Raw genomic sequence first — 24,958 nt, 5'->3', positions numbered from 1 at the left:
AGCCTAGCAGCGTCGGAACCGGACGTCACCTCGCGCACCCGAATCGGACGTGTGCGTCGTCCCTGTCCGTCGACGGCATGTCCTGATGCTCCCCGATGCGCGTCTACGGCCGCGGCGGCAGATCCGCACGCTCCACCAGACGCGCCATCTGCACACGACCCATCGCGAGCTTGTCAGCCGCGGACGATAGGTGTGCCTTCGCCGTACGTTCCGAAATGAACATGCGCTCGGCGATCTGCGCGTTCGTCAGCCCCTCCGCGGCGAGCAGCACGGTCTCCCGTTCACGCTCGGGCAGTGAATCGAGCAGGGCGCGCGCCTCGTCCCTGCGGGAGACCGGACGCTGCGCATGCAGATCGCCGATGAGCTGGCGTTGGCTCGCCGCATTGAACTGCGGCGTCTCCTCGCACACGCCGAGCACCCGTCGGATGATCTCTCCCGGCGCATCGGTCTTCGAGACGAATCCCTCGACACCCGCCTCCACGGCACGCTCCACGGTGTTCGACGGACTGAGCGACGTGAGGATCATGACATGCGGCGGATGGGGGAGCGCACGCAGCCGCCGCGTCGTCTCGATGCCGTCCATATCGGGCATCGCGATATCCATCAGCACCACGTCCGGGTGCTCCCGTTGCGCGCGAAGCACCGCGTCCGCGCCCGACGTCGACGTGGATATGACTTTGATCCTTCCTTCGGAGTAGTCGGTGAGGATCAGGCTCATTGCCTGACAGATCATCGGATCGTCATCAACGACGCTCACCAGCACGGACATCGTCCCGTCATCACGACCGCCGCCACCATCCCGGCCATCCCGACTGTCCCGACTATTCTGGCCGTCTGGTCCATATCCATGCCGGTCCTGCCGTTCGGCCCATTCATCCCGCCGCATTCGTTCCTCATGCCTCACCATGCCATCCTAGGCATGTGCGCGTCCGCGCCACGGCAAGTGCACATCCAGATGGAATACGTGACGGTCGTCGACACCGTAGCGGCAGGCTCCTCCAACCGATATCGCCCGTGCGGTCAGCCCGGCCAGTCCGTTGCCGTGCGCCGGCGATCCGGTCGGTTCCGGCGCTGCGTCCGATGCGACGGAAGGCATCGGATTGCTTAGATGCACATGCACCCCGGCCTCCGGATTCGCCGTCACCTCCAACGACACCGGCGCCTGAAGCGCGTGCCTGCGTGCGTTCGTCAATCCCTCCTGAACCGCCCGATAGGCGACCTTTGCGACCGCGTCGTCAAGTTCGCCCAACTGACGGATGTCGATCCACGTGTCGAGTCGTTGCCCCGCGTCGCGCGTCTGCGCGATCAATGCCCCCAACGACTCGCGGGTCAGCTCGGTCTCCTCCGCGCTCGTCAGCTGCTCCCATGCGTTCTGTGGATGACGCAGCATGTCGATGATCTGATGCGCCTCATCGAGCGCCCCGGCCGCCTGACGACGAATGTCCTCGGCCTTGCGCGCGATCGATTCGGCCTGTTCGGAGGGCTCCAGACGCGCCGTTTCGGCCTGCAGCGCGCTCGCGTTCAATGCCAGCAGCGACAGGGAATGGGCGAGCGTATCGTGCGCTTCGGCGGCGATCGCGTCGGCAAGCTGCTGGTTCGTCAGATCATGCTGCAGCGTCGCCGCATGCGTGACGGCGGCGTCAGCCTTCGCCTGGGCGGTGTCGAGACTCGCCCGAGAGCGGATATGCAGTCCGATCAGGGCGGCGATCGCCGTGCCGATGAGCGCCGCTACCACGGATGTCGCGATGATCGGCCCCTCACCGGTGAGCATTTCGATCGGCACGCCGTTCGTTCCGGTGTCCGGTTTGGAGAAGAACAGATGCCAGATGGACGAGTCCGCCGGGCGCAGCGCGTCACGAAGCTGCGCCCACACGCTTACGGACGCGCCCACCGTAATGGCGCGTATCGTGCGCATGCGTGAGGATCGCCGTGCCAGCAACGAGGTCATCGCCATGAGCGCGAGCATCGAATCGTACGGAAAGACCATCACGATCACGCATGCGGCCCAGAACACCGGTTCGGGATGCCGGTCCCGCATGACGAGGACGAACGGGAGCACCAGCGTCAGCAGCGTGGACAGCATCATCCACGGATACATGGCTCCCTGGGGGTGATCCATGTACTCCGTGGCCGCATACGAGCATTGCGCGAGGCTGAACATCGCGGCCACGGGGATCATGACGAACGAGCACCATCGCCGCGTGCGCACCGGCACCTCGTCATCCGGCTCCGGACGGGGGCTGTCCTGCTTCTTCTCGATTCCCATGGATTCCACTGTATTGCCATCACGCCCCGCGGTGCCATTGGACATGCGGGCGCATCCCGCATGCCGCCGTCGCCCGAACGGGCAGACGGAAATGTCCGTTCGTACACTGACATGACTCCGGTTCGGCGAATAACGTCGAAATCACGCCGCGCAAAGTCCCATGCGCAAGAAACGAATGGAGAAAGAGGAAACCATGAGCGACAACATTCCGCTTCCGTCACAGGGCCAACCGGACTCCGGAAGGACGCCTGCTCCCCACGCCCATAGGAACCTGAGCGCATCCTCCGTCGTCGGTCTGGTGTTCGGCGTCATCGCCGTATTGCTCAGCTGGGTTCCCATCGTGAACAACTTCGCCGCCGTTCTCGGTGCGATCGGCATCGTCTTCGCCATCGTCGGCGTGGTCGCGACGCGGTCCAGAGGACGCAAGCGAGGTAGGGGACTGGCGATCGCGGCCGCGATCCTGTCCATCATCGCCATCGTCATCGTGCTGGTCACCCAGAACAGCTACGGCAAGGCGATCGACAGCGTCTCCAACGAAGTGCAGCAGAGCCAGACGGAGCTGAAAAAGGCAGACGAGGAACGCTCGATCACGATGAAGGCCACCAGCAACGGTCCCGCAAGCGTGATGTACGGAGGAATCGGGGAAAGCCACACGGAGGACTTCAACGGCACATGGGAGAAGACCATGACCGGAAAGGAGGCGGGTGAGTATCCGACGCTCAGCGTCACGTCCACCGATTACGAGACCCCGGATCCAAGCGGCATCCGACTGTCCTGCGAGATCATCGTGAACGGCAAGAGCGTCTCCAGGCATGATGGCAGCGGATCAGGTGCGAATGCGTACTGCGACATCCCCGTGGACTGGAACGCCGGTCAGTGACGGTGCCATCGGCTCCGTTGCTCGGGAATATGCGACATCGGGCATCTGCGACATCGGGAATTCATGATTTCGACTGAATGTCTGTTCGACTGAGCGTCACATATTCCCGAGATTCGTCCATTCCGCGGGAAAACGTGACGCTGAGTTCGACTGAGCGTCACATATTCCCGAGGAGTGGCTTGTTTTCGGGAAAATGTGACGCTGTCGAATCATTCACGTGGCTCAGTCACGGCCTGACGCATCCAGCAAGCGTTCAGGGAACGTTGAGGCCTCTTCCCCGACACTGCCGGGAACACTTTACGCTCGGCTAAGACGCCACTAGGAAAGTGGCTGTTTCATAAGAGTCATGAGCACTGCAATCACAACGCCAGCTGCCGCGACACCGCAGCCGAAACTTACGGACGATGCCGGCCGCATCGCATCCAACACCGAGTCGACATATGGATCGACCGGATCGACCGGAATGATAGGAACAACCGGGACGGCGTACGGGGCGCCGCGAACCGGCATCGTCGAACGTGTGGGGGAGCCGCGCCCCGTGGACGCCGACATCGTCATCCCCGTCTACAACGAGCAGGAGCAGCTCGCCGAATCCGTGCTCACCCTGATGAACCATCTGGCCTCCAGCCAGATCGAAGGGTGGGCCTACACCTGGCAGATCGTCATCGCCGACAACGCCAGCACCGACGACACATGGGCCATCGCCTCCCGCCTCGCATCCCAGTATCCGGGTCGTGTGCGAGCGGTCCGCATCGCACGCAAGGGGCGGGGGCGCGCACTCAAACTCGCCTGGGGCGAATCCCGCGCCAAGGTCGTTGCCTACATGGACGTCGACCTGTCCACCGACATCCACCAGACCGGCACGCTCGTGGGCACCCTCGTCTACGGATTCGCCGACGTCGCCTTCGGATGCAGACTCTTCGACGACTCCGAAGTCATCAGATCCGCCAAACGCGAGTTCATCTCCCGCACCTACAACGGCATGCTGCGCATGCTGCTAGGCGCCTCATTCCATGACGCGCAATGCGGATTCAAGGCCATGACCGCATCCGCCGCCAGACATCTGCTGCCCTACATCCAGGACGACGAATGGTTCTTCGACACGGAGATGCTGCTGCTGGCCCAGGCCACCGGCATGCGCATGTACGAGTTCCCCGTCCGCTGGATCGAGGATCCGGGCAGCACCGTCAACATTCCCGACACCGTGAGGAAGGATCTCAAGGGCATGTGGCGCATGAACGGCACACTGAACCGCATGCGAGTCGCCGCAACGGCCTGAACGCTCCGACGACCAACATCCATAGACCCATCGATCATCGATCACCAAACCCAAGGACAGTTCCCTATATGACCACCACAACCGCATCGGCCATCCCCTCATCGGATGGCTCCGCATCCGCACAGACGAGGAACCGCAGCCGATACCACCGTCCGGACTCCGGCGCGCCGATGCCTGCCGGACGATACGTCGACACCCGCACCAACCCCACCGTGCGATCCAACATCGCCGCGCGACGCACCACCGCCGACTGGATCGGCTTCGGCGGCATGATGGCGTTCACCGCCGTCATCATGTTCGTCAACCTCACCGCCTCCGGGTACGCCAACGAGTTCTACTCCGCAGCGGCCCAGGCCGGATCCAAGGACTGGTGGGCGTTCCTGTGGGGTTCGCTCGACTCCGGCAACGCCATCACCGTCGACAAGCCGCCGGCAGCCATCTGGCTCATGGCCCTGTCCGTGCGCGTCCTCGGCCTGAACTCCTTCGCGATACTCCTGCCCGAGGCGCTGTGCGGCATGGCCAGCGTGTGGATACTCTATGCAACCATCCGACGCACATGGGGCAACTGGGCCGGCGTCATCGCAGGACTCACGCTCGCCACCACGCCCGTCGCGGCGCTCATGTTCCGCTTCAACAACCCAGACGCGCTCCTCGTGCTGCTCATGACCGGCGCCACCGCCTCGGTCATGCGCGCCCTCGAATGCCCCGATACGCGTGCCGGCAACCGTAGCCGCACCCTGTGGATGATCCTCGCAGGCGCATGCATCGGATTCGGCTTCCTCACCAAGCAGATGCAGGTGTTCCTCGTCGTGCCCGGATTCGCGCTCGCCTTCCTCGTCGCCTCGCCCACCGGCCTCGTCCGACGCATCGTCGACGGCCTCGTCGCCGTCGTCTCCGTGGTCGTCTCCGCCGGATGGTGGGTGGCTCTGACCGTCCTCGTGCCATCCGGATCCCGCCCCTACATCGGCGGATCGCAGACCGACTCCTTCCTCGAACTCACCTTCGGCTACAACGGTCTCGGCCGCATCACCGGCGACGAGACCGGAGCCGTCGTCGGCGGGGGCGGCGGCATGGGCGGCGGCAACGGCGGCGGCATGTGGGGACAGACCGGCCTGACCCGGCTGTTCGACGGCGAGTACGGCGGACAGATCGCATGGCTCGCGCCGATCGCCTTCGCCGGCATTGCCATCGGGCTGATCGTCGCCCGCCGCAGCCGCCGCACCGACCTGCGCCGTGCCGGCACCCTCGTGTGGGGATCCTGGCTCATCGTCACATGGCTCACCTTCAGCTTCATGGCCGGCATCTTCCACCAGTACTACACCGTCGCCCTCGCACCCGCAGTGGCCGCGCTCGTCGCCATCGCCGTAAGCGGACTATGGGCCAAACGACAGTGGTTCTGGGCACGTGTCGTCGCCGCGGCCCTCGTGCTCGTCAACACGTTCTGGGCGGTCGAGCTGCTCGGCCGCTCCACCTGGCTGCCGTGGCTCAGATACCTCGTCATGGCGGCGGGACTCATCGCGACGCTCCTGCTGATCATCGTCTCGGCCGCGGCTGCGCCGACACGCGAGATGCGCTTCCTGCGCACGCCGCATGCAAGGCGGGCCATCACGATCGCAGGTGCCGGCGCCTGCGCGCTCGCGGCGGTGGCGCTCGCCGCCGGTCCTCTGGCATGGACCGCGTACACCGTCTCCACCGGACACATGGGCTCGATCGTCACCGCCGGTCCGAACGTCACCAACTCGACCGGTATGGGCGGTCCGGGCGGCGGTCAGGGCGGTCCGGGCGGTCAGGCGGGCCCGGGCGGCGGATTCGGCGGCCAGAGCGCTCCCGGCGGCATGGGCATGCCGGGACAGTCGACCGACGGCCAGTCAGCCGGATCGGACGGCCAGCAACCAGACGGCCAGCCGTCGACCAACGGCTATGACGGCCAGCGCGGCTCCGGCGGCGGTATGGGTGGAGGCCTGCTCGGCGGCGGTACCGCCAGCGAGGAGGTCGTCGCGATGCTCAAGGAGAACGCCGATCAGTATCGTTGGGCGGCGGCCACCACCGGCTCCCAGAACGCCGCCAGCTACCAGCTGGCCAGCGAACAGGCCGTCATGGCCATCGGCGGCTTCAACGGCTCCGACCCGGCACCCTCCCTCGAGCAGTTCAAGAGCTACGTCGAACAGGGACTCATCCACTACTACATCTCCGGTGGCGGCATGGGCGGCCGCCAGCTCGGCGGATCCGACGCGGCGAGCGAGATCGCCTCCTGGGTCTCCGAACACTACGAGGCGCAGACCGTGGATGGAGTCACCATCTACGACCTGACGTCATCGGCGAGCTGACGGTCATCCGCCCTACGACTAGTCATACATCTCATACGTCGGGCCCCGAATCCATACGGATCGGGGCCCGACGCCCATGTCCACATACGTCCACAGCGAACGTATTCATGGAATCGTAAGCTTCGTACCCCTAAGATGGGGACTGAACGAATACCAAAGGAGCCAACATGACATTCGGTCAGCAGCCCCAGCCAAACCCGAACTACGAGCCGCAGGGCGGCAACAATCTCAACACCGGATACGGTGCCGGCCAGCAGTATCAGCAGCAGTACCAGTATGCGAACGCGAACCAGCAGCCTCAGTACCAGCAGCCCTACGCCCAGCCCCAGTACGCCTACGCTGGGCAGGGCGGCGCGGGTGCCGCCATCGACGCGCAGGTCGCCTACTCCTACGAGGAGGCGCGTCGCGTCTCCGTCACCAAGGCCTACGGCGAGATGACCATCGGTCTGATCGTGACCGCCGTCGTCGCCGTCCTCGGACAGGCAAGCGGACTGTACTACGCGTTCCTCATGTCCACCGGCATGCTTGGCCTCATCGGTCTGTGCGTCGTGCAGGTGGCGCTCGCCGTCATACTCGGCGCGCGCATCATGAAGATGAGCGTCGGCGCCGCGCGTGCGATGTTCTATGTGTATGCGGCGCTTATGGGCTTCACCCTGAGCTCGATCTTCATGGTCTACGATCTGGGATCGATCGGCATTGCGCTGGGCATCACCGCCGCGTTCTTCTTCGCGCTGACGATGTTCAGCCTCACCACCAAGTTCGACATGCTCAAGTTCGGACCGATCCTCATGGTCGGCCTGATCGTGCTCATCATCTCCCAGTTCGTGCTCATGCTCATCCCCGGCGTCTCCGGCATGACGCAGATCATGTGCGCCTTCGGCCTGATCCTGTTCGCCGGCATGACCATGTACGATGCGCAGTCCACGCGCGCCCTGTTCGCCCAGTACGAGGCGCAGGGTCCGGAGATGATCAGGAAGATCTCCATTCTGTGCGCGCTGAACCTGTACCTCGACTTCGTGAACATGTTCCTGTACATCCTTCAGCTCTTCGGAAACAGGGACTGACGATCTTGGGGAATCACACTGATGCGACCCTGATGACAGGAACGGTCGAACAGACTCCGGCCCACTGAGCACAGGGGAACATCCGATACGCCCGACCACCATGTGGTCGGGCTTTTTCATGCCCGCAATACGCCGGCGCTACGTTGGTCCCCATGAGAAGACAGGATATCGTGGGCATGGCGTGCCTCGTGGTATGCGCGCTGATCTGGGGATTCGCATTCGTCGCGCAGGTGCAGGGCATGGATGCGGTCACCCCGTTGTTCTTCAACGCCACCAGATTCACGCTCGGCGCGCTCTCCCTGCTGCCGGTGCTGCTGATGCTGCATCGGCGCAGGAGGACGGACGGCAGGACGGCGGCACATGACGGCATCGACGGCGTCGAAGGCGTCGACACCGTCAGCAGGACGATTCTCGCCAGCCCCGTCGTCGTCGGCATGATCTGCGGTGTCGTGCTCTTCACCGCAAGCACCCTCCAGCAATACGGCATCCTCTACGGCAAATCGGCCGGACGTGCCGGGTTCATCACCGCCCTGTACATCGTGATCGTGCCGTTGCTCGCCTTCGTGTTCCTACGTCGACGCATCGGCATCCTTGTCGTCATCGCCGTGATGCTTGCGGTCATCGGCTTCTACCTGCTATGCGTGACCGACGGCTTCGGATCCCTCGGTCTGGCCGATCTGCTGCTGCTGTTCACCGCGGTGCTGTTCGCCACACACATCCTCGTCATCGATGAGCTCGGATCACATGTCGACGCGATCATGCTCTCCTTCGTGCAGTTCTCCACCACCGCGGTGCTGAGCTGGATCGGTTCGGCGATCGAAGGCTCCATCGACTGGAGTGGAGCCGTGGCGGCATGGCCTCCGATCGTCTATGCCGGAATCGGATCGGTGGGCATCGCCTACACGCTGCAGGCGATAGGCCAGCAGTGGGTGCCTCCCACCCGCGCCAGTCTGCTGATGAGCCTCGAGTCGTTCTTCTCGGTGGTGGGCGGCGCGATCTTCCTCGGCGAGGTGATGACGCCGCGCGGCTACCTCGGATGTGCGCTCATCTTCGCGGGAACCCTGCTCGCGCAGGCTCCCGCCAGAGTGCCGAAACGGCTCAGTTCGTCGTCTTCGGCGTCTCCTCGACCTGAGGCGCGCCGTTGATGTCGCGGTGGATGTTCTGCATCTGCACCTCGATGTTCTGCAGGCTGCGTGCGCAGTCGAGCAACGTCTGCGAATGCTCGCTGAGCTTGGCGTCCGGCAGGTCGGTCTTGTAGCGCAGCGCGTGTTCGAGGCTCGCCCAGTAGTCCATAGCGATGGTGCGGAACTGCACCTCCACCGGCGTGTAGTGCGCGCCCGAGGACAGGAACACCGGCACCGCGTAGATCACATGCAGCGAACGGTAGCCGTTCTGCTTCGGGTTCTTGATGTAGTCCTTGACGCGCAGCACCTGGATGTCCGACTGGGCGGACAGGTAGTTCGACACCGAATACACGTCGTCCCGGTAGTTGCAGATCACGCGGATGCCGGCCACGTCGAACAGGTTGTCCTTGATGGAGTTCACCGCCAGCGGCAGTCCCTTGCGTTCCAGCTTGCCCATGATGGAGTTCACCGACTTCAGTCGGCGTTCCATGTGGTGGATCGGGTTGTGGCTGAACCGCACCTGGAATTCGCCGTCGAGGATCTCCAGTTTCGTCGAGATCTCGTACATCGCGCCTTCGTACACCTGCATGAGGTCGATGAATTCGGTGATCTGGTCGGTGTCGAACGTGCCGTTCGCCAGACTCAGGCCCTTGAGACGTGCCTTCAGATCAGTGGTGCTCATTTTGGACTGTCGGTCAAGTATCACGGGTCATATTCTATCGTTCTCGCCGCGGCGAACCTGAATGTTGCCGGGGAATCTTCGCACGACCCGACCGTCTCGTCGATAGGATCCGTCGATGGTTCCATGCCGATACACCATGCCGGTCGAGGCATGACGCGACCGTCTCATAGAATGAGCCGCTATGAATGAAGACATGATGACCGAGGCGGAGCGCGCCTCGATTGAGGCCGGCACGGCCGAGGCCCAGGCCCTCGCCGGATCGCGCGGCAAGGGCGTGTTCCACATCGACACGCTGGGCTGCCAGATGAACGTGCATGATTCCGAACGCATCGCGGGCGTACTCGAGGCGGACGGCTACGTGCCCGCCAGCGAGGAGCAGGTACTCGACAACGATCTCGACCTGATCGTGCTCAACACCTGCGCCGTGCGTGAGAACGCCACCGAGAAGATGTACGGCACCGTGGGCCGCTACAACCGCGTCAAGCTGCATCGTCCGAACCTGCAGATCGCCGTCGGCGGATGCATGGCCCAGATCGACCGCAGGAAGATCGCCGACAAGGCGCCATGGGTCTCCGCCGTCTTCGGCACGAAGAACATCGACGTGCTGCCGAGGCTGCTCGACCAGAACCGCATCACCGGCAAGCCCCAGGTCGAGGTCGCCGACAAGCTCGACCTGATGCCCAGTCAGCTGCCTGCCGCCCGCGCCTCGCGCGTGAGCTCCTGGGTCGCGATCTCCGTGGGGTGCAACAACACCTGCACGTTCTGCATCGTGCCCACCACCCGAGGCAAGGAGAAGGACCGTCGTCCCGGCGACATCCTTGACGAGATCCGCACCTGCGTGGCCAATGGCGCGAAGGAGGTCACGCTGCTCGGACAGAACGTGAACTCCTTCGGCTACGGCATGGGCGATCGCTACGCGTTCAGCAAGCTGCTGCGCGCCTGCGGCACGATCGAAGGCCTCGAGCGCGTGCGCTTCACCTCACCGCATCCGGCCGCGTTCACCGATGACGTCATCGCCGCGATGGCCGAGACGCCGAACGTCATGCACCAGCTGCACTTCCCGCTGCAGTCCGGCTCCGACCGCATCCTGCGCGCGATGCGCCGATCCTACCGCTCCGCCAAATTCATGGACATCCTCGGTCGCATCCGCGCCGCCATGCCGGACGCGCAGATCTCCACCGACGTGATCGTCGGATTCCCTGGGGAGACGGAGGAGGACTTCCAGGCCACGCTGGACGTGGTCCGCGAGGCCCGCTTCTCCTCGGCGTTCATGTTCATCTACTCGCCCCGTCCCGGGACTCCCGCCGCCTCCATGCCGCAGATCCCGCATGATGTGGTCCAGGAGCGCTTCGATCGTCTCGTCGCCCTGCAGGAGCGGATCACCGAGGAGAACCTCGCCACGTTCGAAGGCCGTGACGTCGAGGTGATGATCACCGGCATGCAGGGCAAGAAGGACTCCGACACGCATCGCGTCACCGGACGCGAGCGGACGGGTGTGCTCGTGCACATCCGCGTGCCGGAGGGCGAGCCGACTCCGCAGATCGGTGATTTCGTCACCGCCACCGTCACCCACGCCGGACGACACAACCTCATCGCCGATCCCGATCCGAGGAAGGGACAGACCTACCATGTCCGCCACTGATCGCGAACCGCGCGTCGTCTCCATCGTCGGACCCACCGCCTCCGGCAAGACCGGGCTCGGCATCGCCATCGCCAAGCGGCTCGCCGAACAGGGGGAGCGCGCCGAGATCGTCAACGCGGACGCCTATCAGATGTATCGCGGCATGGATATCGGCACGGCCAAGCCGACCGCCGAGGAGCAGGCCGAGGTGCCGCATCATCTCATCGACATCATCGACCCTGACGAGACGATGACCGTGGCGAAGTTCCAGCAGCTCGCCCGTACCGCCATCGCCGAACTGAAGGCACGTGGCGTCCGGCCGATCCTGGTCGGCGGATCGGGTCTGTACGCCCGGGCGGCCATCGACGACATCAGCTTCCCCGGCACCGACCCGCAGGTGCGTGCGCGCCTCGAGGAACGCGAACGGCTCGAGGGAGCCGGAGCGCTGTTCGACGAGCTTCGGGACAAGGACCCCGAGGCGGCGGCGCGCATGGACCCGCGCAACCCGCGTCGCACGATCCGCGCGCTTGAGGTCATCGAGATCACCGGACGTCCGTATTCGGCGAGCCTGCCCCGATACCGCTACGTCATCCCATCCGTCCAGATCGGTCTCGATCTGGACAGGAGGGAGCTCGACCGCCGTATCGGCATCCGTACCGAGCGGATGCGCGAGCAGGGCTTCCTGGAGGAGGTGCGTCGACTTCGTCCGCATCTGGGATTCACTGCCGGAAGAGCGCTTGGATACCAGCAGATGATCGATCTGCTGGACGGCATGTGGGATGAGGATGACGACGCGTGGAACGACATCGCGCAGAAGACCCGCCGTCTGGCGCGCAAGCAGATGGGCTGGTTCGGCCGCGACCCGCGCATCCACTGGCTTCAGGCGCTGAACCCGCGTTTGGTGGACAACGCCATGGCGGTCATCGCGCACGCCGATGCCGGCGACTATGACGCCATCGACGCGCAGGCCGACGAGTACACGCAGCACCATCTGGGCGACATCGTCTGACCGGGCTGATCGCGTCCGATTGCGATCGCGTCCGTCCGATTGCGACCGGACGGACGCGATCGGACGCTCAGTGCGCGGGCCCCTGCTCGAATCCGGCGATGAGGAACACCCTCGTCGGATTCGCGGGGCGGATCATCTCGGCGAACAGACGCTCGAACACCGAAGTGTCCGCCAGATACGCCGCATGCTTGGCCTGCCTGTAGCGTTCACGCGTCACCGGGCCCCAGTCGAGGTCCCATCCGGCGTCGTGCGCAAGACGGGATCCGAACACGCGCAGCGTCATCGCGTTGCCGCCCCTGAACGGGTGCAGGTAGCCGAGCTCGTCATAGATGTGGGCGAACTTCGGTATGAACACGTCCCGGTCCAACGCCTGCAGATTATGCTGCTCGGCCAACTCGGTGGCGATGTTCAGTGCACCGGTCTCGATGAGCGAGGCGGGGAAGAACGCCTCCGGATTGCCCGCCCGCGCCTCGTCATGTGTGGCCTTGCGCGTCGTGTCCGAGGTGCGCAGCAGTCCTGCGTCGTCGAACACGCCTTCGAACAGCGCTCTGTGGATGGCGACGAGTTCGGACAGATCGCCGCTCGGTCTCCAGCCGCGTTCGGCGAGCAGCACGTTACGGGCGAACACGCCCGATGCGGGGAATCGATCGCCGTCCGCCACATCGATCAGTCTGGCCACGTCGATATGACCGGCCTCGTAGTCCGCCGCGGCGCGCCTCGTCGTCTCGCCCGGCGTCATCGCTTCCAGCGCGCAGTTCTTGAGTGCAAATGCGACTGCGCTCGCACGTTCCGCAGGAGTCATACCAATATGGTAGACCATCGCGCACGGGAAGAGTTCGCGACGATTGGGTGAAAACCGGGATTCGGATACATCCGGTTCGGTAGATTGGTAGCGTTATGGCAAAGACACGATCCAATGCAGGCAGAGGGAAGAACGGCGCGAACAGCGGTTCCGCCGAAGGATTCGACGAACCGATGTGGAAGAGGACGCTGCTCGCCGTGCCGCGTGCACTGGGGGCCGCGGTCCGTTCGGCGTCCGGGGTGGGGGAGTACGACCCCGCATACCGTCGTGACGGCCTGTGCTTCATGCTCATCGTTCTGGCGGTGCTGTTCTGCGCCTCGGAATGGTTCCGCGTATCGGGGCCGTTCGGCGTGTTCCTCCATTCGATCGCGGCAGGCGTGCTCGGCATGACGAGCGTCGTGCTGCCCGTGCTGCTGGTGTATGCCGCGATTCGTCTGATGCGCAATTCCGGCAAGGGGTCGAACAATCCGAGGGTGATGACCGGATGGGGGCTGCTGCTGTGGTCCGTATGTTCGATCATCGATATCGCGTTCTCCGCCGGCGCGAACGGATTCGACTGGCATGAACTGCAGAACGCCGGCGGTCTGATCGGCTACATACTCGGCACCCCGCTGGAGATCGGACTGTCGAAGGCGTTCGCGATCGCGGTGTTCGTCGTGATCGCCCTGTTCTCCATCATGCTGGTCGCCGGCGTGCACGTCACCGATCTGCCTGATCTGGTCAGGGGAGTGGTCGGCGAGGCGAAGAGCGGCGATGCTGGGGATGATGCCGATGACGATTCGATCCGCTTCGCCGACGGCGTGCCGACGCATGACGGCGACGACGAGGAGAACCACGCGAATCCCGGATCGCGAAAGCCGTCGTTGCTCGAGCGCCTGTTCGGTTTCCGTCGCAAGGATGACGAGGACCGCTCCCTCGACCGCTATGAGGCCGATGACCCGTTCGTGAACGCGGCCCGCCATCATGGACAGACCGCGGAGACGCCGGTGGTCGATGCCTCGTCCACGGTGCCGCTGACGCCGATCTCGGCTCCGTTCAACGCCGTCGATCAGGATGACGCCACCTTTGCGGTGCCCGTCTCCTCCACGCCCAACGGCATCGGCGTCGATCCGTGGGCTCCCGTCGCCTCACGGGCCGACGCAGCGGATGCGGCCGCGTCGGTGCCGTCGAGCTCCGCGTTCCCCGCCGTCGAACCGGCGACGGTCGCCATGGGCGCCGGATCGGGGGCATATGGCGCCGACACGGACGAGAGCCGTCTGCCGTCGGCGGCGCTCGGCACGTCGTCCGATGCGTCGTACGGCGATTCCCCGGCGGCCTCGGACGACACCTCGGATGGTCTTCCCGTCGTCGAACAGCCCTACCAGCTGCCCGACGTCAACCTGCTGGTCAAGGGCAAGCCCCATGCGGCGCGCACTCCGGCCAACGACCGCGTGATCCGCGCTCTGACCTCCACGTTCCAGCAGTTCAAGGTCGACGCGAAGGTCGTCGGCTTCCTGCGCGGCCCCTCCGTCACTCAGTACGAGGTCGAGCTCGCGCCCGGCGTCAAGGTGGAGAAGGTCACCAATCTGCAGCGCAACATCGCCTATGCGGTGGCCAGCTCCGACGTGCGCATCCTCTCCCCGATTCCCGGCAAGTCGGCCATCGGCATCGAGATCCCGAACGAGGATCGTGAGATCGTGCATCTGGGCGACGTGCTGCGCTCCCCGGGAGCGATGAACGACCCGAACCCCATGCTTACGGGTGTGGGCAAGGACGTCGAGGGCAAGTTCGTGACCGCCGATCTGACCAAGATGCCGCACCTGCTGGTCGCAGGCGCCACCGGTTCCGGCAAGTCCAGCTTCATCAACTCGATGCTCACCTCGATCATCATGCGCGCCACTCCCGATCAGGTGCGTCTGATCATGGTCGACCCCAAGCGCGTCGAACTGTCCGCATACGCGGGCATCCCGCATCTGCTGACGCCGATCATCACGGATCCGAAGAAGGCCGCGCAGGCCCTCGAATGGGTCGTCAAGGAGATGGACTCGCGCTACTCCGATCTGGAGTACTTCGGCTTCCGGCACGTCAAGGACTTCAACGAGGCGGTGCGCGCCGGCAAGGTGCACGCGCCGGCCGGTTCGGGCCGTAAGGTCGCGCCCTACCCGTACATCCTCGTCGTGGTCGATGAGATGGCCGATCTCATGATGGTCGCCAAGAACGACGTCGAAAGCTCGATCCAGCGCATCACGCAGCTGGCGCGCGCCGCCGGCGTGCATCTGGTGCTCGCCACGCAGAGGCCGTCGGTCGACGTCGTCACCGGTCTGATCAAGGCGAACATCCCCTCGCGTCTCGCATTCGCGACGTCGTCCGCCACGGACTCGAGGGTCATTCTCGATACCACCGGCGCGGAGACGCTGATCGGCCAGGGTGATGCGCTGTTCCTGCCCATGGGCGAGGCCAAGCCGCGCCGTGTGCAGGGATCGTGGGTCTCCGAATCCGAGATCCGCAAGGCGGTCGAGTTCGTACGTACCCAGCGCAAGCCCAAGTACCGTGAGGACATCGAGCAGATGGCCCAGGAGAGCGAGAAGAAGGGACTCGAGCCGGACGAGGAGATCGGTGATGATATGGACGTGCTGCTGCAGGCGGCCGAGCTCGTCGTCACCACGCAGTTCGGCTCCACATCGATGCTTCAGCGCAAGCTCAGGGTCGGCTTCGCCAAGGCGGGGCGTCTCATGGACCTGTTGGAATCGCGTGGTGTGGTCGGTCCCTCCGAGGGGTCGAAGGCGCGTCAGGTGCTTGTCCAGCCGCAGGATCTGCCGGCCGTACTCGCATTCATCAGAGGCGAGACCGGTTCGCTGCAGTCCTCCGGTCAGGCAGCAGGTCCGACCTTAGGCCCGCAGCCTCAGGAGTAGTGGCGACGACGTCCAGCCGTTTGTCGGGCCATATCCACTTCACGGTCAGACGAAAGCCAGCAACGGTGTAGACAAGTGAGGGTACTGTGAGGATCATGACTGACGAACAGACTATCGAAAACAAGAAGTCGTCGCTTTTTGATGGCTGGAACGCCCCGCCGAACCTCGTCACTTACTCGCGCATCGTGCTCGTGGTGATCTTCCTCGGGCTGTACATCGCCGCCGGCGCGTGGGGAGAGGACAACCCCACGATGCGCTGGGTTGCCGGCGTGATCTTCATCATTGCCGCGTCCACCGATAAGCTCGATGGATGGATGGCCCGCAAATACAATCAGGTCACCGAGCTGGGCAAGCTCATGGATCCGATCGCCGACAAGCTGCTCACCTGCGGTGCGCTGATCGTCGCCTCCGTGTTCGACGAGTTCCCGTGGTGGGCCACGGCGCTGTTCCTCATCCGCGAGATCGGCATCACCGTGATGCGTTTCTTCGTGATGGAACGCCCCGGCGGCAAGGTCATCGCCGCCGCATGGCCGGGCAAGCTCAAGACGCTCTTCCAGTGCATCGGCCTGTCCATGCTGCTGCTGCCGTTCTGGATCTTCGACGATGGCCAGGCCACGCCGGCATGGCTGGAGGGCTACTACTTCCTCACCTACGCGATGCTGTACGTGGCTCTGGTGCTGTGCCTCTACTCCGGTGGCGTGTACCTGTACAACACGTTCATCGGTTCGAAGAGGAAGTGACCATGCGTCCCGAGACGCTCGCCGCCGCGCTGCTGCGGTGGTGCGAACGGGAGAACCTGAGGATCGCATGCGCCGAGTCGCTCACCGGAGGTCTTCTGGCCGACGCCTTCGTGCGTGTGCCGGGGGCCTCCAGGGTCTTTCTGGGCTCCGCCGTCACCTACGACATCAGAGCCAAGGATCGGATTCTCCATGTGGATCGAGAGCTGCTCGAGCGGGAGGGGGCCGTGCATCCCGAAGTCGCCCGCCAGATGGCTGCGGCGACCGCTCGTCTGTATGCGCAGCCCGAATACGACGATCGCATCATGGGACTGTCGACGACCGGCGTGGCCGGTCCCGGTCCCGATGGCGACAAGCCGGCCGGACTTGTATACGTCGGCGTCTCCTTCCCGGCGGCCTTGGATCTGCCTGATCTGCTGCATCCGATGGAGTCGCTGCGTGGCGGATGCGGGGTGAGCGAGAGCCGTGACGGCCGTCTCACCGTCGCCGTCGAGCTTCGGCTTGACGGCAGCCGCGAACAGGTGCGGACACGTACCGTCGACAGCGTCCTGCGAATCGTGAGCGTACTCACAGGCATTTCACAGGAATAAAACCGGCCTCTTTCGCTGTTGGTCGTAGTAGAAGGCAATCGTACCTGCATGACATACACGAAAGGGATGGGGATTATGGAGACGATGACCCGCACTGAGGAACAGACGCAGATCAAGGCCGCGACGATGGTGCGTCCCGGCACCGCCCGCATGCGCGAGCTGACCCCGGCCCAGCGCCGTGCCGTCATGTTCGCCCAGCAGCAGGTGCTCATGGCGCGCGCCGCCAAGAAGGCGAAGGACGATGCCGCGGAGGCCCGCCGCCGCATGTGGGACGAGGCGGAGAGCGCCGAGCGTGCGCCTCGTACGGCCACGACGGCCGTTGCCGCCAGGGAGCAGACCCGGGAGACCGGCGAGATCACCCTGCGTGAGGCCATCGGCCGGGTGTTGCGCGATCTTCGTTCGCGCGATCACAAGACCCTTCGCGAGGTCAGCGAGAAGGCCGGCGTCTCGCTCGGCTATCTGTCGGAGGTGGAGCGTGGTCAGAAGGAGGCCAGCTCCGAGCTGCTCAGCTCCATCGCCGAGGCGTTGGGCGTGTCCACCGCGCAGCTGCTGCGCATGGTCGCCGACAGGCTCGACATGGTTGAGGCGTAACGGGTAATGGTCGGTGCCGGGTCCATGCGGATCCGGTCGTGATCCGTGTCATAGGGCGGCGGAATCCGAACAATGGATTCCGCCGCCCTCTTTCGTTTGTCGGCTGCTGGGATGAACCGCATCGGCTAGACTGTGATGTTCGTGAGGGAACGTGAATTCTGGCAGCTGCTCGAAGAGGTGTTCGGTCGAAGCTACGGCAGGGCATTGTCGCAGGACCAGCAGCTGACCGAGTTGGACAACATGACGGTCGTCGAGGCTCTGGCTGCGGGGGAGGAGCCGCGCGTCGTATGGAACGTGCTGTGCGATCAGATGGGGATCCCCGACGCCGAGCGGTGGGGGCGAGACCACAACGCGCCGCCGATGCCCGCACGCTGACCTTCCTATCGGCTTCCCGGTCGGTATCTGACTGGCGTGTCGGTTCCTATATTCGAACAAATGTTCGTCTTATGCGCTATAGTTATCCACGCCGACCATCGTGCGAGGGGTTTCAACCACAGGAGGCGGTGCGCCTTGCACCGCAGTGAACGCGTTCCGTAGCGTGAGGGGCGACCATCCGCATAACCATCAAGGAGAAATAGCATGGCACAGAAAGCAACCACCTCCGTGGACAAGCCCAAGGAGCAGCCGGCATCGGATGCGAAGCACGAGATCGATCCGCGTCGCAAGGCCGCCCTCGACAACGCTCTGGCGCAGGTCGAGAAGAACTTCGGCAAGGGTTCGGCGATGAGGCTGGGCGACAGACCGGAGCAGAACGTGGAGGTCATCCCCACCGGTTCGCTCGCGCTCGACATGGCGCTCGGCATCGGCGGTCTGCCCAAGGGGCGCATCGTCGAGATCTACGGACCCGAATCGTCCGGCAAGACCACGCTGGCGCTGCACGTGGTCGCCAACGCGCAGAAGGCCGGCGGCGTCGCCGCGTTCATCGACGCCGAACACGCCCTCGACCCCGTCTACGCACGCAAGCTCGGCGTCGACACCGATTCCCTGATCGTCTCCCAGCCCGACAACGGCGAGCAGGCGCTGGAGATCGCCGATATGCTCATCCGTTCCGGAGCGCTCGACGTCATCGTCGTCGACTCCGTCGCGGCTCTCGTGCCGAAGGCCGAGATCGAAGGTGACATGGGAGACAGCCACGTCGGTCTGCAGGCCCGACTCATGAGCCAGGCGCTGCGCAAGATGACCGGCGCGCTCGCCCAGGCGGGCACCACCGCCATCTTCATCAACCAGCTGCGAGAGAAGATCGGCGTGTTCTTCGGCAGCCCGGAGACCACCACCGGCGGCAAGGCGCTCAAGTTCTACTCCTCGGTGCGCCTCGACATCCGCCGCATCCAGACCATCAAGAACGGCGAGGAGGCCGTCGGCAACCGCACGCGCGTCAAGGTCGTCAAGAACAAGATGGCCCCGCCCTTCAAGTCCGCGGAGTTCGACATGCTCTACGGCGAGGGCATCTCCCGTGAGGGCTCCGTGATCGACATGGCCATCCAGGTTGGCGTCGTCAAGAAGTCCGGCTCCTGGTTCACCTACGGAGAGGACCAGCTGGGTCAGGGCAGGGAGAAGGTGCGTCAGTTCCTCAAGGACAACCCGGCCGTCACCGAGGAGATCGAGAACAAGGTCAAGGAGAAGTTCGGCCTCATCAAACCGACCGACCAGTTCGCCGAGGACGACGCCACCAAGCAAGCATCCGAGGCGGACACCAATACCGAGGACGTGTCCGTGACATCGGCCAACGCCGGTGCCGGAGCCAAGTCCGCGACTGCGTCCAAGTCGGGCAAATCCGCAGCCGCGGCTTCCGCCTCCTCATCCGCCTCCGCGACGGCGAAGTCCGGGACCAAGGCCTGACGATGATCAGTGCCGAGGAGTTCCTCCGGCGTCATCCGGTCGCGCCGGAGGGGGACGCGGGGCACCCCGTTCGTTCCGCCCGCGAGGATGGCATCCGTGTGGATGACGCGCTCACGGGCGGCGCTCACGGGCCGTCGTTCTGCGATGGTGCCGGGAACGCCATCGACGAGAACGCCATCGACGAGAACGCGCCGGATGACGACGGCGATTCCCGTGCCGCTCGCCCCTCGAGGTTCTCCCGCTGGGGAAAGGGCAACGGTGAGGTGGAGGACCCGTCCGATGCGGACGCCTGTCGTGAGGCGGCCCTGCGCCTGCTGGACGCGGCGGCGCGCTCGTCCGGCATGCTGCGTGGCCGTCTGCTCGATAAGGGGTACGCCGCCGGTGTCGTCGACGAGGTCATCGACCGACTGACCGAACTCCATCTGCTTGACGACCGCGACTACGCCGAATCGGTGGTCCGCTACTGCGCCGGCCGCATGATGGGCAGACGGGGAACCGTCATGGAGCTCACACGCAAGGGCGTCGACCGTGCACTGGCCACCAGCGTGGCCGACGAGGCCGAAAGTGAGGGCGTGTTCGAGGAGGCCGCATGGGAGCTGGGGCGTCAGGTGGCGCGCAGAACCCGGGGCCTTGAAAGACAGGTGCGCCAGCGTCGTCTATGGTCGGCCGGCGGACGCAAGGGGCATGACCCGGAGACGCTGCGTCGCGTGGCGCACGAGCTGCTGGACTAGCCCACGCGGCCAATATCCGCAGGCTATGTATAATGGTCCGCTTGTGAGACCTCTTGATGGCCGCGGTCGCGGACTTCATTGCGAGTGACTGAGGAACTTCCGGGCTCCACAGAGCACGATGGCGGATAACGTCCGCCCAGGGTGACCTGAGAGATAGCGCAGCAGAGAACAGACCGCCCGTCCACGACGGGTAAGGGTGAAACGGCGGTGTAAGAGACCACCGGGCCGCTGGTAACAGCGAGTCGCATGGCAAGCCTCATCGGGAGCAAGGCCAAGCAGATGGCGGTAAGGGCTGCTCGCCCGTGCCATCGGGTAGGCTGCTAGAGCCTGGCGGCGACGTCAGGTCGAGATGGATGGCCATCCGTTCCCGCGTTCGCGCGGGGACGACAGAACCCGGGGTATAAGGGGTCTCACCTTTATTCTTCCCTTTCCTGATTCCCGCCTTTCTCGGGAATTGCGGCTTCTGCTTGTCCATGCGGTTTCCGAGCTGGAACGAGCATGGCATCAAGGCAAACGCACAGCATATGTACCGGATTATTTCGTCGTGAAGTCGGGAAAGAAACATATCGCTCCCCGCGAGTTCTCCCGTCGTTTACGCGAGGTTCGTCTACAATGAGTCATACCCGGTCGGTGAAGACGCCGAGCGGAACGCAAATAGCGGGAGACCGCTTGAGTTAAGGGAGGTCCACATGGAAATCGTCGTTACCGGACGTCACACGCAGATCAAGCAGAGGTTCCGTGATGTCGTAGAGAACAAGATGAATCGTGTGACCGCTATCGCCCCCGATGCGCAGCGTGCGCAGGTCGTGGTCACCCACGAGGGCAACCCGCGTCAGGCGGATATCGCCAAGCGCGTGGAAATCACCATCATCGCCGGCAGCACCGTGGTGCGTGCCGAGGCCTCGAGCGCCGATGAGTACAGCGCGCTCGACATGGCGCTCGACAAGCTGACCCTGCGTCTGCGCCGCACCCGCGATCGTCGTAAGGATCATCGTCGCGGCTACACCAACCCCGCTCCGGTGGATCTGGGCGTGGTCGAGCCGGAGAGTGTGGAGGAGAACGAGCCGGAGGAGCCGAACAACAGCCCCGCCGCCGCAGTCGCCTCCGATCTCGGCCCGGGTGAGTCGGTGGAGGTTCAGGTCGGTGACACGCCGATCGTCATCCGCCGCAAGCTGCACATCGCCGAGCCGATGAGCATCGACGAGGCCCTGTACGAGATGGAGCTGATCGGACACGACTTCTTCCTGTTCGTCAACAAGGAGACCGGTCGTCCGTCCGTTGTCTACCACCGTCACGGTTGGAGCTACGGCGTGTTCGAGATCGACACCCCGGAGAACGTCGCCAAGCAGTGAAGGGACGGCCGGTCCACGAGGTGATGTGGGCCGATGATTCGGATCGATGAGGTCCCCGCAACCGGTTCAATCGGTTGCGGGGACCTCATCGTATTTTCACCTGCGCGACCGAATATGGGAATATGCCCACGTTATCGGCAATGTCGCGTATGATGGTCGGCAGTGTGTCCGCCGCACGCCTTTTCGAAATCCACGTGGACAACGGGGATGGCGGGGCGGGCTGCGGAACGAAGGAACGACACAGGAGCGAATAGTGGTAGATATCGTTGATAAGGCCCTGCGCATGGGCGAAGGCCGCCAGATCAAGAAGCTCGAGGGCGTGGCCAAGGCCGTGAACGCGCTCGAGGATGAGATCTCGGCGCTCTCCGACGAGGAGCTCAAGGCCCAGACGCCCAAGTTCAAGCAGCAGCTCGACAACGGCAAGAAGCTCGACGACATCATGCCTGAGGCGTTCGCCACCGTGCGCGAGGTCTCCAAGCGCACCCTCGGCCAGCGTCATTTCGACGTACAGCTCATGGGCGGTGCCGCCCTGCATTGGGGCAACATCGCCGAGATGAAGACCGGTGAGGGCAAGACCCTGGTCGCCACCCTGCCGGCGTACCTGAACGCGCTTGAGGGCAAGGGCGTCCACGTCGTCACCGTCAACGACTACCTCGCCAGCTACCAGAGCGAGCTGATGGGCCGCATCTACCGCTTCCTCGGCATGAACGTCGGCTGCATCCTCACCGAGCAGAAGCCGCCGGAGCGCCGCAAGCAGTACAACGCCGACATCACCTACGGCACCAACAACGAGTTCGGCTTCGACTACCTGCGCGACAACATGGCGTGGGAGAAGAACGAGCTGGTGCAGCGCGGCCACCACTTCGCCATCGTCGACGAGGTCGACTCCATCCTCATCGACGAGGCCCGTACCCCGTTGATCATCTCCGGCCCTGCCGAGGGCGACGTGACCCGCTGGTACCGCACCTTCGCCAAGCTGGTCCTGAAGCTCACCCGCGACGAGGACTACGAGGTCGACGAGAAGAAGAAGGTCGTCGGCATCAAGGACCCGGGCATCACCAAGGTCGAGGACTTCCTCGGCATCGACAACCTGTACGAGCCGGCCAACACCGCCCTGATCGGCTACCTCAACAACGCCATCAAGGCCAAGGAGCTGTTCCTGCGCGACCGCGACTACGTCGTCACCCACGGCGAGGTCCTCATCGTCGACGAGCACACCGGCCGTGTGCTGCCGGGCCGCCGCTACAACGAAGGCCTGCACCAGGCCATCGAGGCCAAGGAGGGCGTGGAGGTCAAGGCCGAGAACCAGACCTTCGCCACCATCACCCTGCAGAACTACTTCCGCATGTACGACAAGCTCTCCGGCATGACCGGTACCGCCGAGACCGAGGCGGCCGAGTTCATGAGCACGTACAAGCTGGGCGTGCTGCCGATCCCGACCAACCGCCCGATGATCCGCAAGGATCAGGACGACTTCATCTTCCGCACCAAGAAGGAGAAGCTCGCTGCCGTCATCAAGGACGTCGCCGCACGCCACGCCAAGGGCCAGCCGGTCCTGCTCGGCACCGCGTCCGTCGAGAGTTCCGAGGTCGTCTCCACGCTGCTCGACGTCGCCAACATCCCCCATCAGGTCCTCAATGCCAAGCAGCACGATAAGGAGGCCGCGATCGTCGCGGTCGCCGGCCGCAAGGGCGCCGTTACCGTGGCCACCAACATGGCCGGTCGTGGTACCGACATCATGCTCGGCGGCAACGTCGAGTTCCTCGCCGACGCCAAGCTCAAGTCCGAGGGCTACTCGCCGGAGGACACCCCGGAGGAGTACGAGAAGCGCTGGCCGGGCACCCTGAACGAGGTCAAGGCCCAGGTCAAGGACGAGCACGAGGAGGTCAAGGAGCTCGGCGGTCTGTACGTGCTGGGCACCGAACGCCACGAGTCCCGTCGAATCGACAACCAGCTGCGCGGTCGTTCCGGCCGTCAGGGCGATCCGGGCGAGTCCCGCTTCTACCTGTCCCTCGAGGATGATCTGATGCGTCTGTTCAACACGCAGCTCGTCGCCCGCGTGATGGCCAAGGGCCTGCCCGAGGGCGAGCCGATCCACTCCAAGAGCGTCTCCAAGGGCGTGCGCACCGCGCAGAAGGCGCGCGAGTCGCAGAACTTCGAGATCCGTAAGAACGTCCTCAAGTACGACGATGTGATGAACAAGCAGCGCACCGTCATCTACGCCGAGCGTCAGGCGGTGCTCAAGGGCGAGGACATCCACGAGGACATCGAGCGCTTCATCTCCGACACCGTGGAGAGCTACGTCAAGGGCGCCAACAACGGCTCCGACAAGCCGAAGGACTGGGATTGGGAGGGCCTGTTCAAGGCGCTCAACACCGTCCTGCCGACCGACGTGACCGTCGAGGAGGCCGAGAAGGCCGCCGAAGGCAAGAAGGGCGAGAAGGCCGTCGAGGCCGTGCGCGACGTGATCGTCGCCGACGCCAAGGCCAAGTACGCCGAATTCGAGGACAAGCTCGGCGTCGACGGCCTGCGCCAGCTCGAGCGCCGCGTCGTGCTCGCTGTGCTCGACCGCAAGTGGCGCGAGCACCTCTACGAGATGGACTACCTCAAGGACGGCATCGGCCTGCGCGGCATGGGCCAGCGCGACCCGCTGGTCGAATACCAGCGCGAGGGCTACCAGATGTACAACTCCATGATCGACGCGATCAAGGAGGAGACCGTCCAGCTGCTGTTCCACGTCGACATCCAGCAGATCGCCAGGACCGAGGACGCCGAGGAGCAGGCCGAGCAGGCCGCATCCGCCGATGCGGCCCAGGCCACCGGCCCGGATGAGAACGGCGAGACCGCAGCCGAGACCGCCGAAGGCGAGACCGAGGCCGAGGAGGAGAGCGCCGAGGAGAAGCAGGCGATCGCCGAGGCCGCGAAGGCCTCCGAGGCCGGCGAGGCCACGTCCGCCATCTCCGGCCCGGCCCCGATCAGCCACGCTGAAGGCAAGGTCCCAGCCAACAAGCGTCCGAAGAACGAGGAGCTCAAGACCCCGTGGGCCGACGGCCGCACGTTCCCCGGCACCGGCAAGAACGCGCTGTGCCCGTGCGGTTCCGGCCGTAAGTACAAGATGTGCCACGGCCAGAACGAGCAGTGAGCTGACCGCTCCTGCACGTATGAAGCAAGCC

General features: G+C 64.6%; 20 protein-coding genes and 1 other RNA gene. 17 read left to right on the top strand and 4 right to left on the bottom strand.

What is annotated here, in order from left to right:
• Positions 1-103: 103 nt before the first annotated feature.
• Together EMB92_RS01960 and EMB92_RS01955 are read right to left on the bottom strand one after the other, a co-directional pair.
• Positions 104-769, bottom strand: a complete 666-nt coding sequence (locus EMB92_RS01960) for a response regulator transcription factor (RefSeq protein WP_150393596.1) — start codon at positions 767-769, stop codon at positions 104-106.
• Positions 770-913: 144 nt separating this feature from the next.
• Positions 914-2,179 carry a sensor histidine kinase gene (locus tag EMB92_RS01955; protein ID WP_150393917.1) on the bottom strand — a complete coding sequence of 422 codons (1,266 nt, stop codon included), beginning with the start codon at positions 2,177-2,179 and terminating at the stop codon, positions 914-916.
• 280 nt (positions 2,180-2,459) lie between these two features.
• Here EMB92_RS01955 and EMB92_RS01950 point away from each other — a divergent pair, with 280 nt between their 5' ends.
• From EMB92_RS01950 to EMB92_RS01930, 5 genes are all read left to right on the top strand, one after another.
• Positions 2,460-3,146 carry a hypothetical protein gene (locus EMB92_RS01950; protein WP_150393595.1) on the top strand — a complete coding sequence of 229 codons (687 nt, stop codon included), beginning with the start codon at positions 2,460-2,462 and terminating at the stop codon, positions 3,144-3,146.
• Between the two features lie 346 nt (positions 3,147-3,492).
• Complete coding sequence (locus EMB92_RS01945) at positions 3,493-4,425, top strand: dolichyl-phosphate beta-glucosyltransferase (protein WP_223847513.1); 933 nt, start codon at positions 3,493-3,495, stop codon at positions 4,423-4,425.
• A 68-nt stretch (positions 4,426-4,493) separates the two neighbouring features.
• Positions 4,494-6,752, top strand: a complete 2,259-nt coding sequence (locus EMB92_RS01940; protein ID WP_223847512.1) for an ArnT family glycosyltransferase — start codon at positions 4,494-4,496, stop codon at positions 6,750-6,752.
• 167 nt (positions 6,753-6,919) lie between these two features.
• Positions 6,920-7,816, top strand: coding sequence for a Bax inhibitor-1/YccA family protein (locus tag EMB92_RS01935; protein WP_043163812.1), 897 nt, complete (start codon positions 6,920-6,922; stop codon positions 7,814-7,816).
• Between the two features lie 176 nt (positions 7,817-7,992).
• Complete coding sequence (locus tag EMB92_RS01930; RefSeq protein ID WP_190973554.1) at positions 7,993-8,961, top strand: DMT family transporter; 969 nt, start codon at positions 7,993-7,995, stop codon at positions 8,959-8,961.
• Here EMB92_RS01930 and EMB92_RS01925 read toward each other — a convergent pair.
• Positions 8,915-9,622: a GTP pyrophosphokinase gene (locus EMB92_RS01925; protein ID WP_150393593.1), complete on the bottom strand. Its 708-nt coding sequence runs from the start codon at positions 9,620-9,622 to the stop codon at positions 8,915-8,917. The genes EMB92_RS01930 and EMB92_RS01925 overlap by 47 nt on opposite strands.
• A gap of 181 nt (positions 9,623-9,803) precedes the next feature.
• On the opposite strand from EMB92_RS01925, the gene miaB reads away from it, so the two are divergent.
• The gene (gene miaB / locus EMB92_RS01920) at positions 9,804-11,264 is read left to right on the top strand and encodes a tRNA (N6-isopentenyl adenosine(37)-C2)-methylthiotransferase MiaB (RefSeq protein ID WP_181281135.1); all 1,461 of its coding nucleotides are present in this window, start codon (positions 9,804-9,806) and stop codon (positions 11,262-11,264) included.
• The gene (gene miaA, locus EMB92_RS01915) at positions 11,251-12,252 is read left to right on the top strand and encodes a tRNA (adenosine(37)-N6)-dimethylallyltransferase MiaA (RefSeq protein ID WP_150393592.1); all 1,002 of its coding nucleotides are present in this window, start codon (positions 11,251-11,253) and stop codon (positions 12,250-12,252) included. Before miaB ends, miaA begins: the two co-directional genes overlap by 14 nt.
• A gap of 67 nt (positions 12,253-12,319) precedes the next feature.
• Here the strand turns inward: miaA and EMB92_RS01910 are convergent, their stop codons facing one another.
• Positions 12,320-12,991, bottom strand: a complete 672-nt coding sequence (locus tag EMB92_RS01910) for a Fic/DOC family protein (RefSeq protein ID WP_181281144.1) — start codon at positions 12,989-12,991, stop codon at positions 12,320-12,322.
• 158 nt (positions 12,992-13,149) lie between these two features.
• Here EMB92_RS01910 and EMB92_RS01905 point away from each other — a divergent pair, with 158 nt between their 5' ends.
• The 10 genes from EMB92_RS01905 to secA all read left to right on the top strand — a co-directional run bounded on the left by EMB92_RS01905 (position 13,150) and on the right by secA (position 24,927).
• Positions 13,150-15,945, top strand: a complete 2,796-nt coding sequence (locus tag EMB92_RS01905) for an FtsK/SpoIIIE family DNA translocase (protein WP_107043551.1) — start codon at positions 13,150-13,152, stop codon at positions 15,943-15,945.
• Positions 15,946-16,040: 95 nt separating this feature from the next.
• Positions 16,041-16,685 (top strand): CDP-diacylglycerol--glycerol-3-phosphate 3-phosphatidyltransferase, encoded by a 645-nt coding sequence (pgsA, locus tag EMB92_RS01900; RefSeq protein WP_107043550.1) that lies wholly within the window; start codon positions 16,041-16,043, stop codon positions 16,683-16,685.
• Positions 16,686-16,687: 2 nt separating this feature from the next.
• Entirely contained in the window at positions 16,688-17,272 is a 585-nt protein-coding gene (locus tag EMB92_RS01895; protein ID WP_150393591.1) for a CinA family protein, read from the top strand.
• Positions 17,273-17,347: 75 nt separating this feature from the next.
• On the top strand, positions 17,348-17,863 hold the full coding sequence (locus EMB92_RS01890; protein WP_150393590.1) for a helix-turn-helix domain-containing protein: 516 nt from the start codon (positions 17,348-17,350) through the stop codon (positions 17,861-17,863).
• Positions 17,864-18,004: 141 nt separating this feature from the next.
• Entirely contained in the window at positions 18,005-18,238 is a 234-nt protein-coding gene (locus tag EMB92_RS01885; RefSeq protein WP_223847511.1) for a DUF3046 domain-containing protein, read from the top strand.
• Between the two features lie 204 nt (positions 18,239-18,442).
• Positions 18,443-19,702, top strand: a complete 1,260-nt coding sequence (gene recA / locus EMB92_RS01880) for a recombinase RecA (RefSeq protein ID WP_150393588.1) — start codon at positions 18,443-18,445, stop codon at positions 19,700-19,702.
• 2 nt (positions 19,703-19,704) lie between these two features.
• A complete protein-coding gene (locus tag EMB92_RS01875; protein ID WP_150393587.1) occupies positions 19,705-20,433 on the top strand; it encodes a regulatory protein RecX in 729 nt (242 codons plus the stop codon).
• Positions 20,434-20,477: 44 nt separating this feature from the next.
• Positions 20,478-20,850: RNase P RNA component class A (gene rnpB, locus EMB92_RS01870), an RNA gene on the top strand.
• A 272-nt stretch (positions 20,851-21,122) separates the two neighbouring features.
• On the top strand, positions 21,123-21,785 hold the full coding sequence (hpf, locus tag EMB92_RS01865; RefSeq protein ID WP_150393586.1) for a ribosome hibernation-promoting factor, HPF/YfiA family: 663 nt from the start codon (positions 21,123-21,125) through the stop codon (positions 21,783-21,785).
• Between the two features lie 253 nt (positions 21,786-22,038).
• The gene (gene secA, locus EMB92_RS01860) at positions 22,039-24,927 is read left to right on the top strand and encodes a preprotein translocase subunit SecA (protein ID WP_150393585.1); all 2,889 of its coding nucleotides are present in this window, start codon (positions 22,039-22,041) and stop codon (positions 24,925-24,927) included.
• Positions 24,928-24,958 lie beyond the last annotated feature (31 nt).

The organism is Bifidobacterium callitrichos (assembly GCF_008698085.1).
GTDB lineage: Bacteria > Actinomycetota > Actinomycetes > Actinomycetales > Bifidobacteriaceae > Bifidobacterium > Bifidobacterium callitrichos.
Note: the sequence above shows the minus strand (reverse complement) of the source record. Positions and strands in the feature narration are given on the sequence as shown.

Excerpts from the sequence above, each read along its gene's own strand:
- EMB92_RS01910 (WP_181281144.1), bottom strand. The coding sequence starts at position 12,991 with ATGACGCCGGGCGAGACGACGAGGCGCGCCGCGGCGGACTACGAGGCC.
- miaB (WP_181281135.1), top strand. The coding sequence starts at position 9,804 with ATGAATGAAGACATGATGACCGAGGCGGAGCGCGCCTCGATTGAGGCC.
- pgsA (WP_107043550.1), top strand. The coding sequence starts at position 16,041 with ATGACTGACGAACAGACTATCGAAAACAAGAAGTCGTCGCTTTTTGAT.
- EMB92_RS01875 (WP_150393587.1), top strand. The coding sequence starts at position 19,705 with ATGATCAGTGCCGAGGAGTTCCTCCGGCGTCATCCGGTCGCGCCGGAG.
- EMB92_RS01925 (WP_150393593.1), bottom strand. The coding sequence starts at position 9,622 with ATGAGCACCACTGATCTGAAGGCACGTCTCAAGGGCCTGAGTCTGGCG.
- recA (WP_150393588.1), top strand. The coding sequence starts at position 18,443 with ATGGCACAGAAAGCAACCACCTCCGTGGACAAGCCCAAGGAGCAGCCG.
- miaA (WP_150393592.1), top strand. The coding sequence starts at position 11,251 with ATGTCCGCCACTGATCGCGAACCGCGCGTCGTCTCCATCGTCGGACCC.
- EMB92_RS01945 (WP_223847513.1), top strand. The coding sequence starts at position 3,493 with ATGAGCACTGCAATCACAACGCCAGCTGCCGCGACACCGCAGCCGAAA.
- EMB92_RS01930 (WP_190973554.1), top strand. The coding sequence starts at position 7,993 with ATGGCGTGCCTCGTGGTATGCGCGCTGATCTGGGGATTCGCATTCGTC.
- EMB92_RS01890 (WP_150393590.1), top strand. The coding sequence starts at position 17,348 with ATGGAGACGATGACCCGCACTGAGGAACAGACGCAGATCAAGGCCGCG.
- EMB92_RS01905 (WP_107043551.1), top strand. The coding sequence starts at position 13,150 with ATGGCAAAGACACGATCCAATGCAGGCAGAGGGAAGAACGGCGCGAAC.
- EMB92_RS01940 (WP_223847512.1), top strand. The coding sequence starts at position 4,494 with ATGACCACCACAACCGCATCGGCCATCCCCTCATCGGATGGCTCCGCA.
- EMB92_RS01935 (WP_043163812.1), top strand. The coding sequence starts at position 6,920 with ATGACATTCGGTCAGCAGCCCCAGCCAAACCCGAACTACGAGCCGCAG.
- EMB92_RS01950 (WP_150393595.1), top strand. The coding sequence starts at position 2,460 with ATGAGCGACAACATTCCGCTTCCGTCACAGGGCCAACCGGACTCCGGA.
- EMB92_RS01955 (WP_150393917.1), bottom strand. The coding sequence starts at position 2,179 with ATGATCCCCGTGGCCGCGATGTTCAGCCTCGCGCAATGCTCGTATGCG.
- EMB92_RS01895 (WP_150393591.1), top strand. The coding sequence starts at position 16,688 with ATGCGTCCCGAGACGCTCGCCGCCGCGCTGCTGCGGTGGTGCGAACGG.
- hpf (WP_150393586.1), top strand. The coding sequence starts at position 21,123 with ATGGAAATCGTCGTTACCGGACGTCACACGCAGATCAAGCAGAGGTTC.
- EMB92_RS01960 (WP_150393596.1), bottom strand. The coding sequence starts at position 769 with ATGTCCGTGCTGGTGAGCGTCGTTGATGACGATCCGATGATCTGTCAG.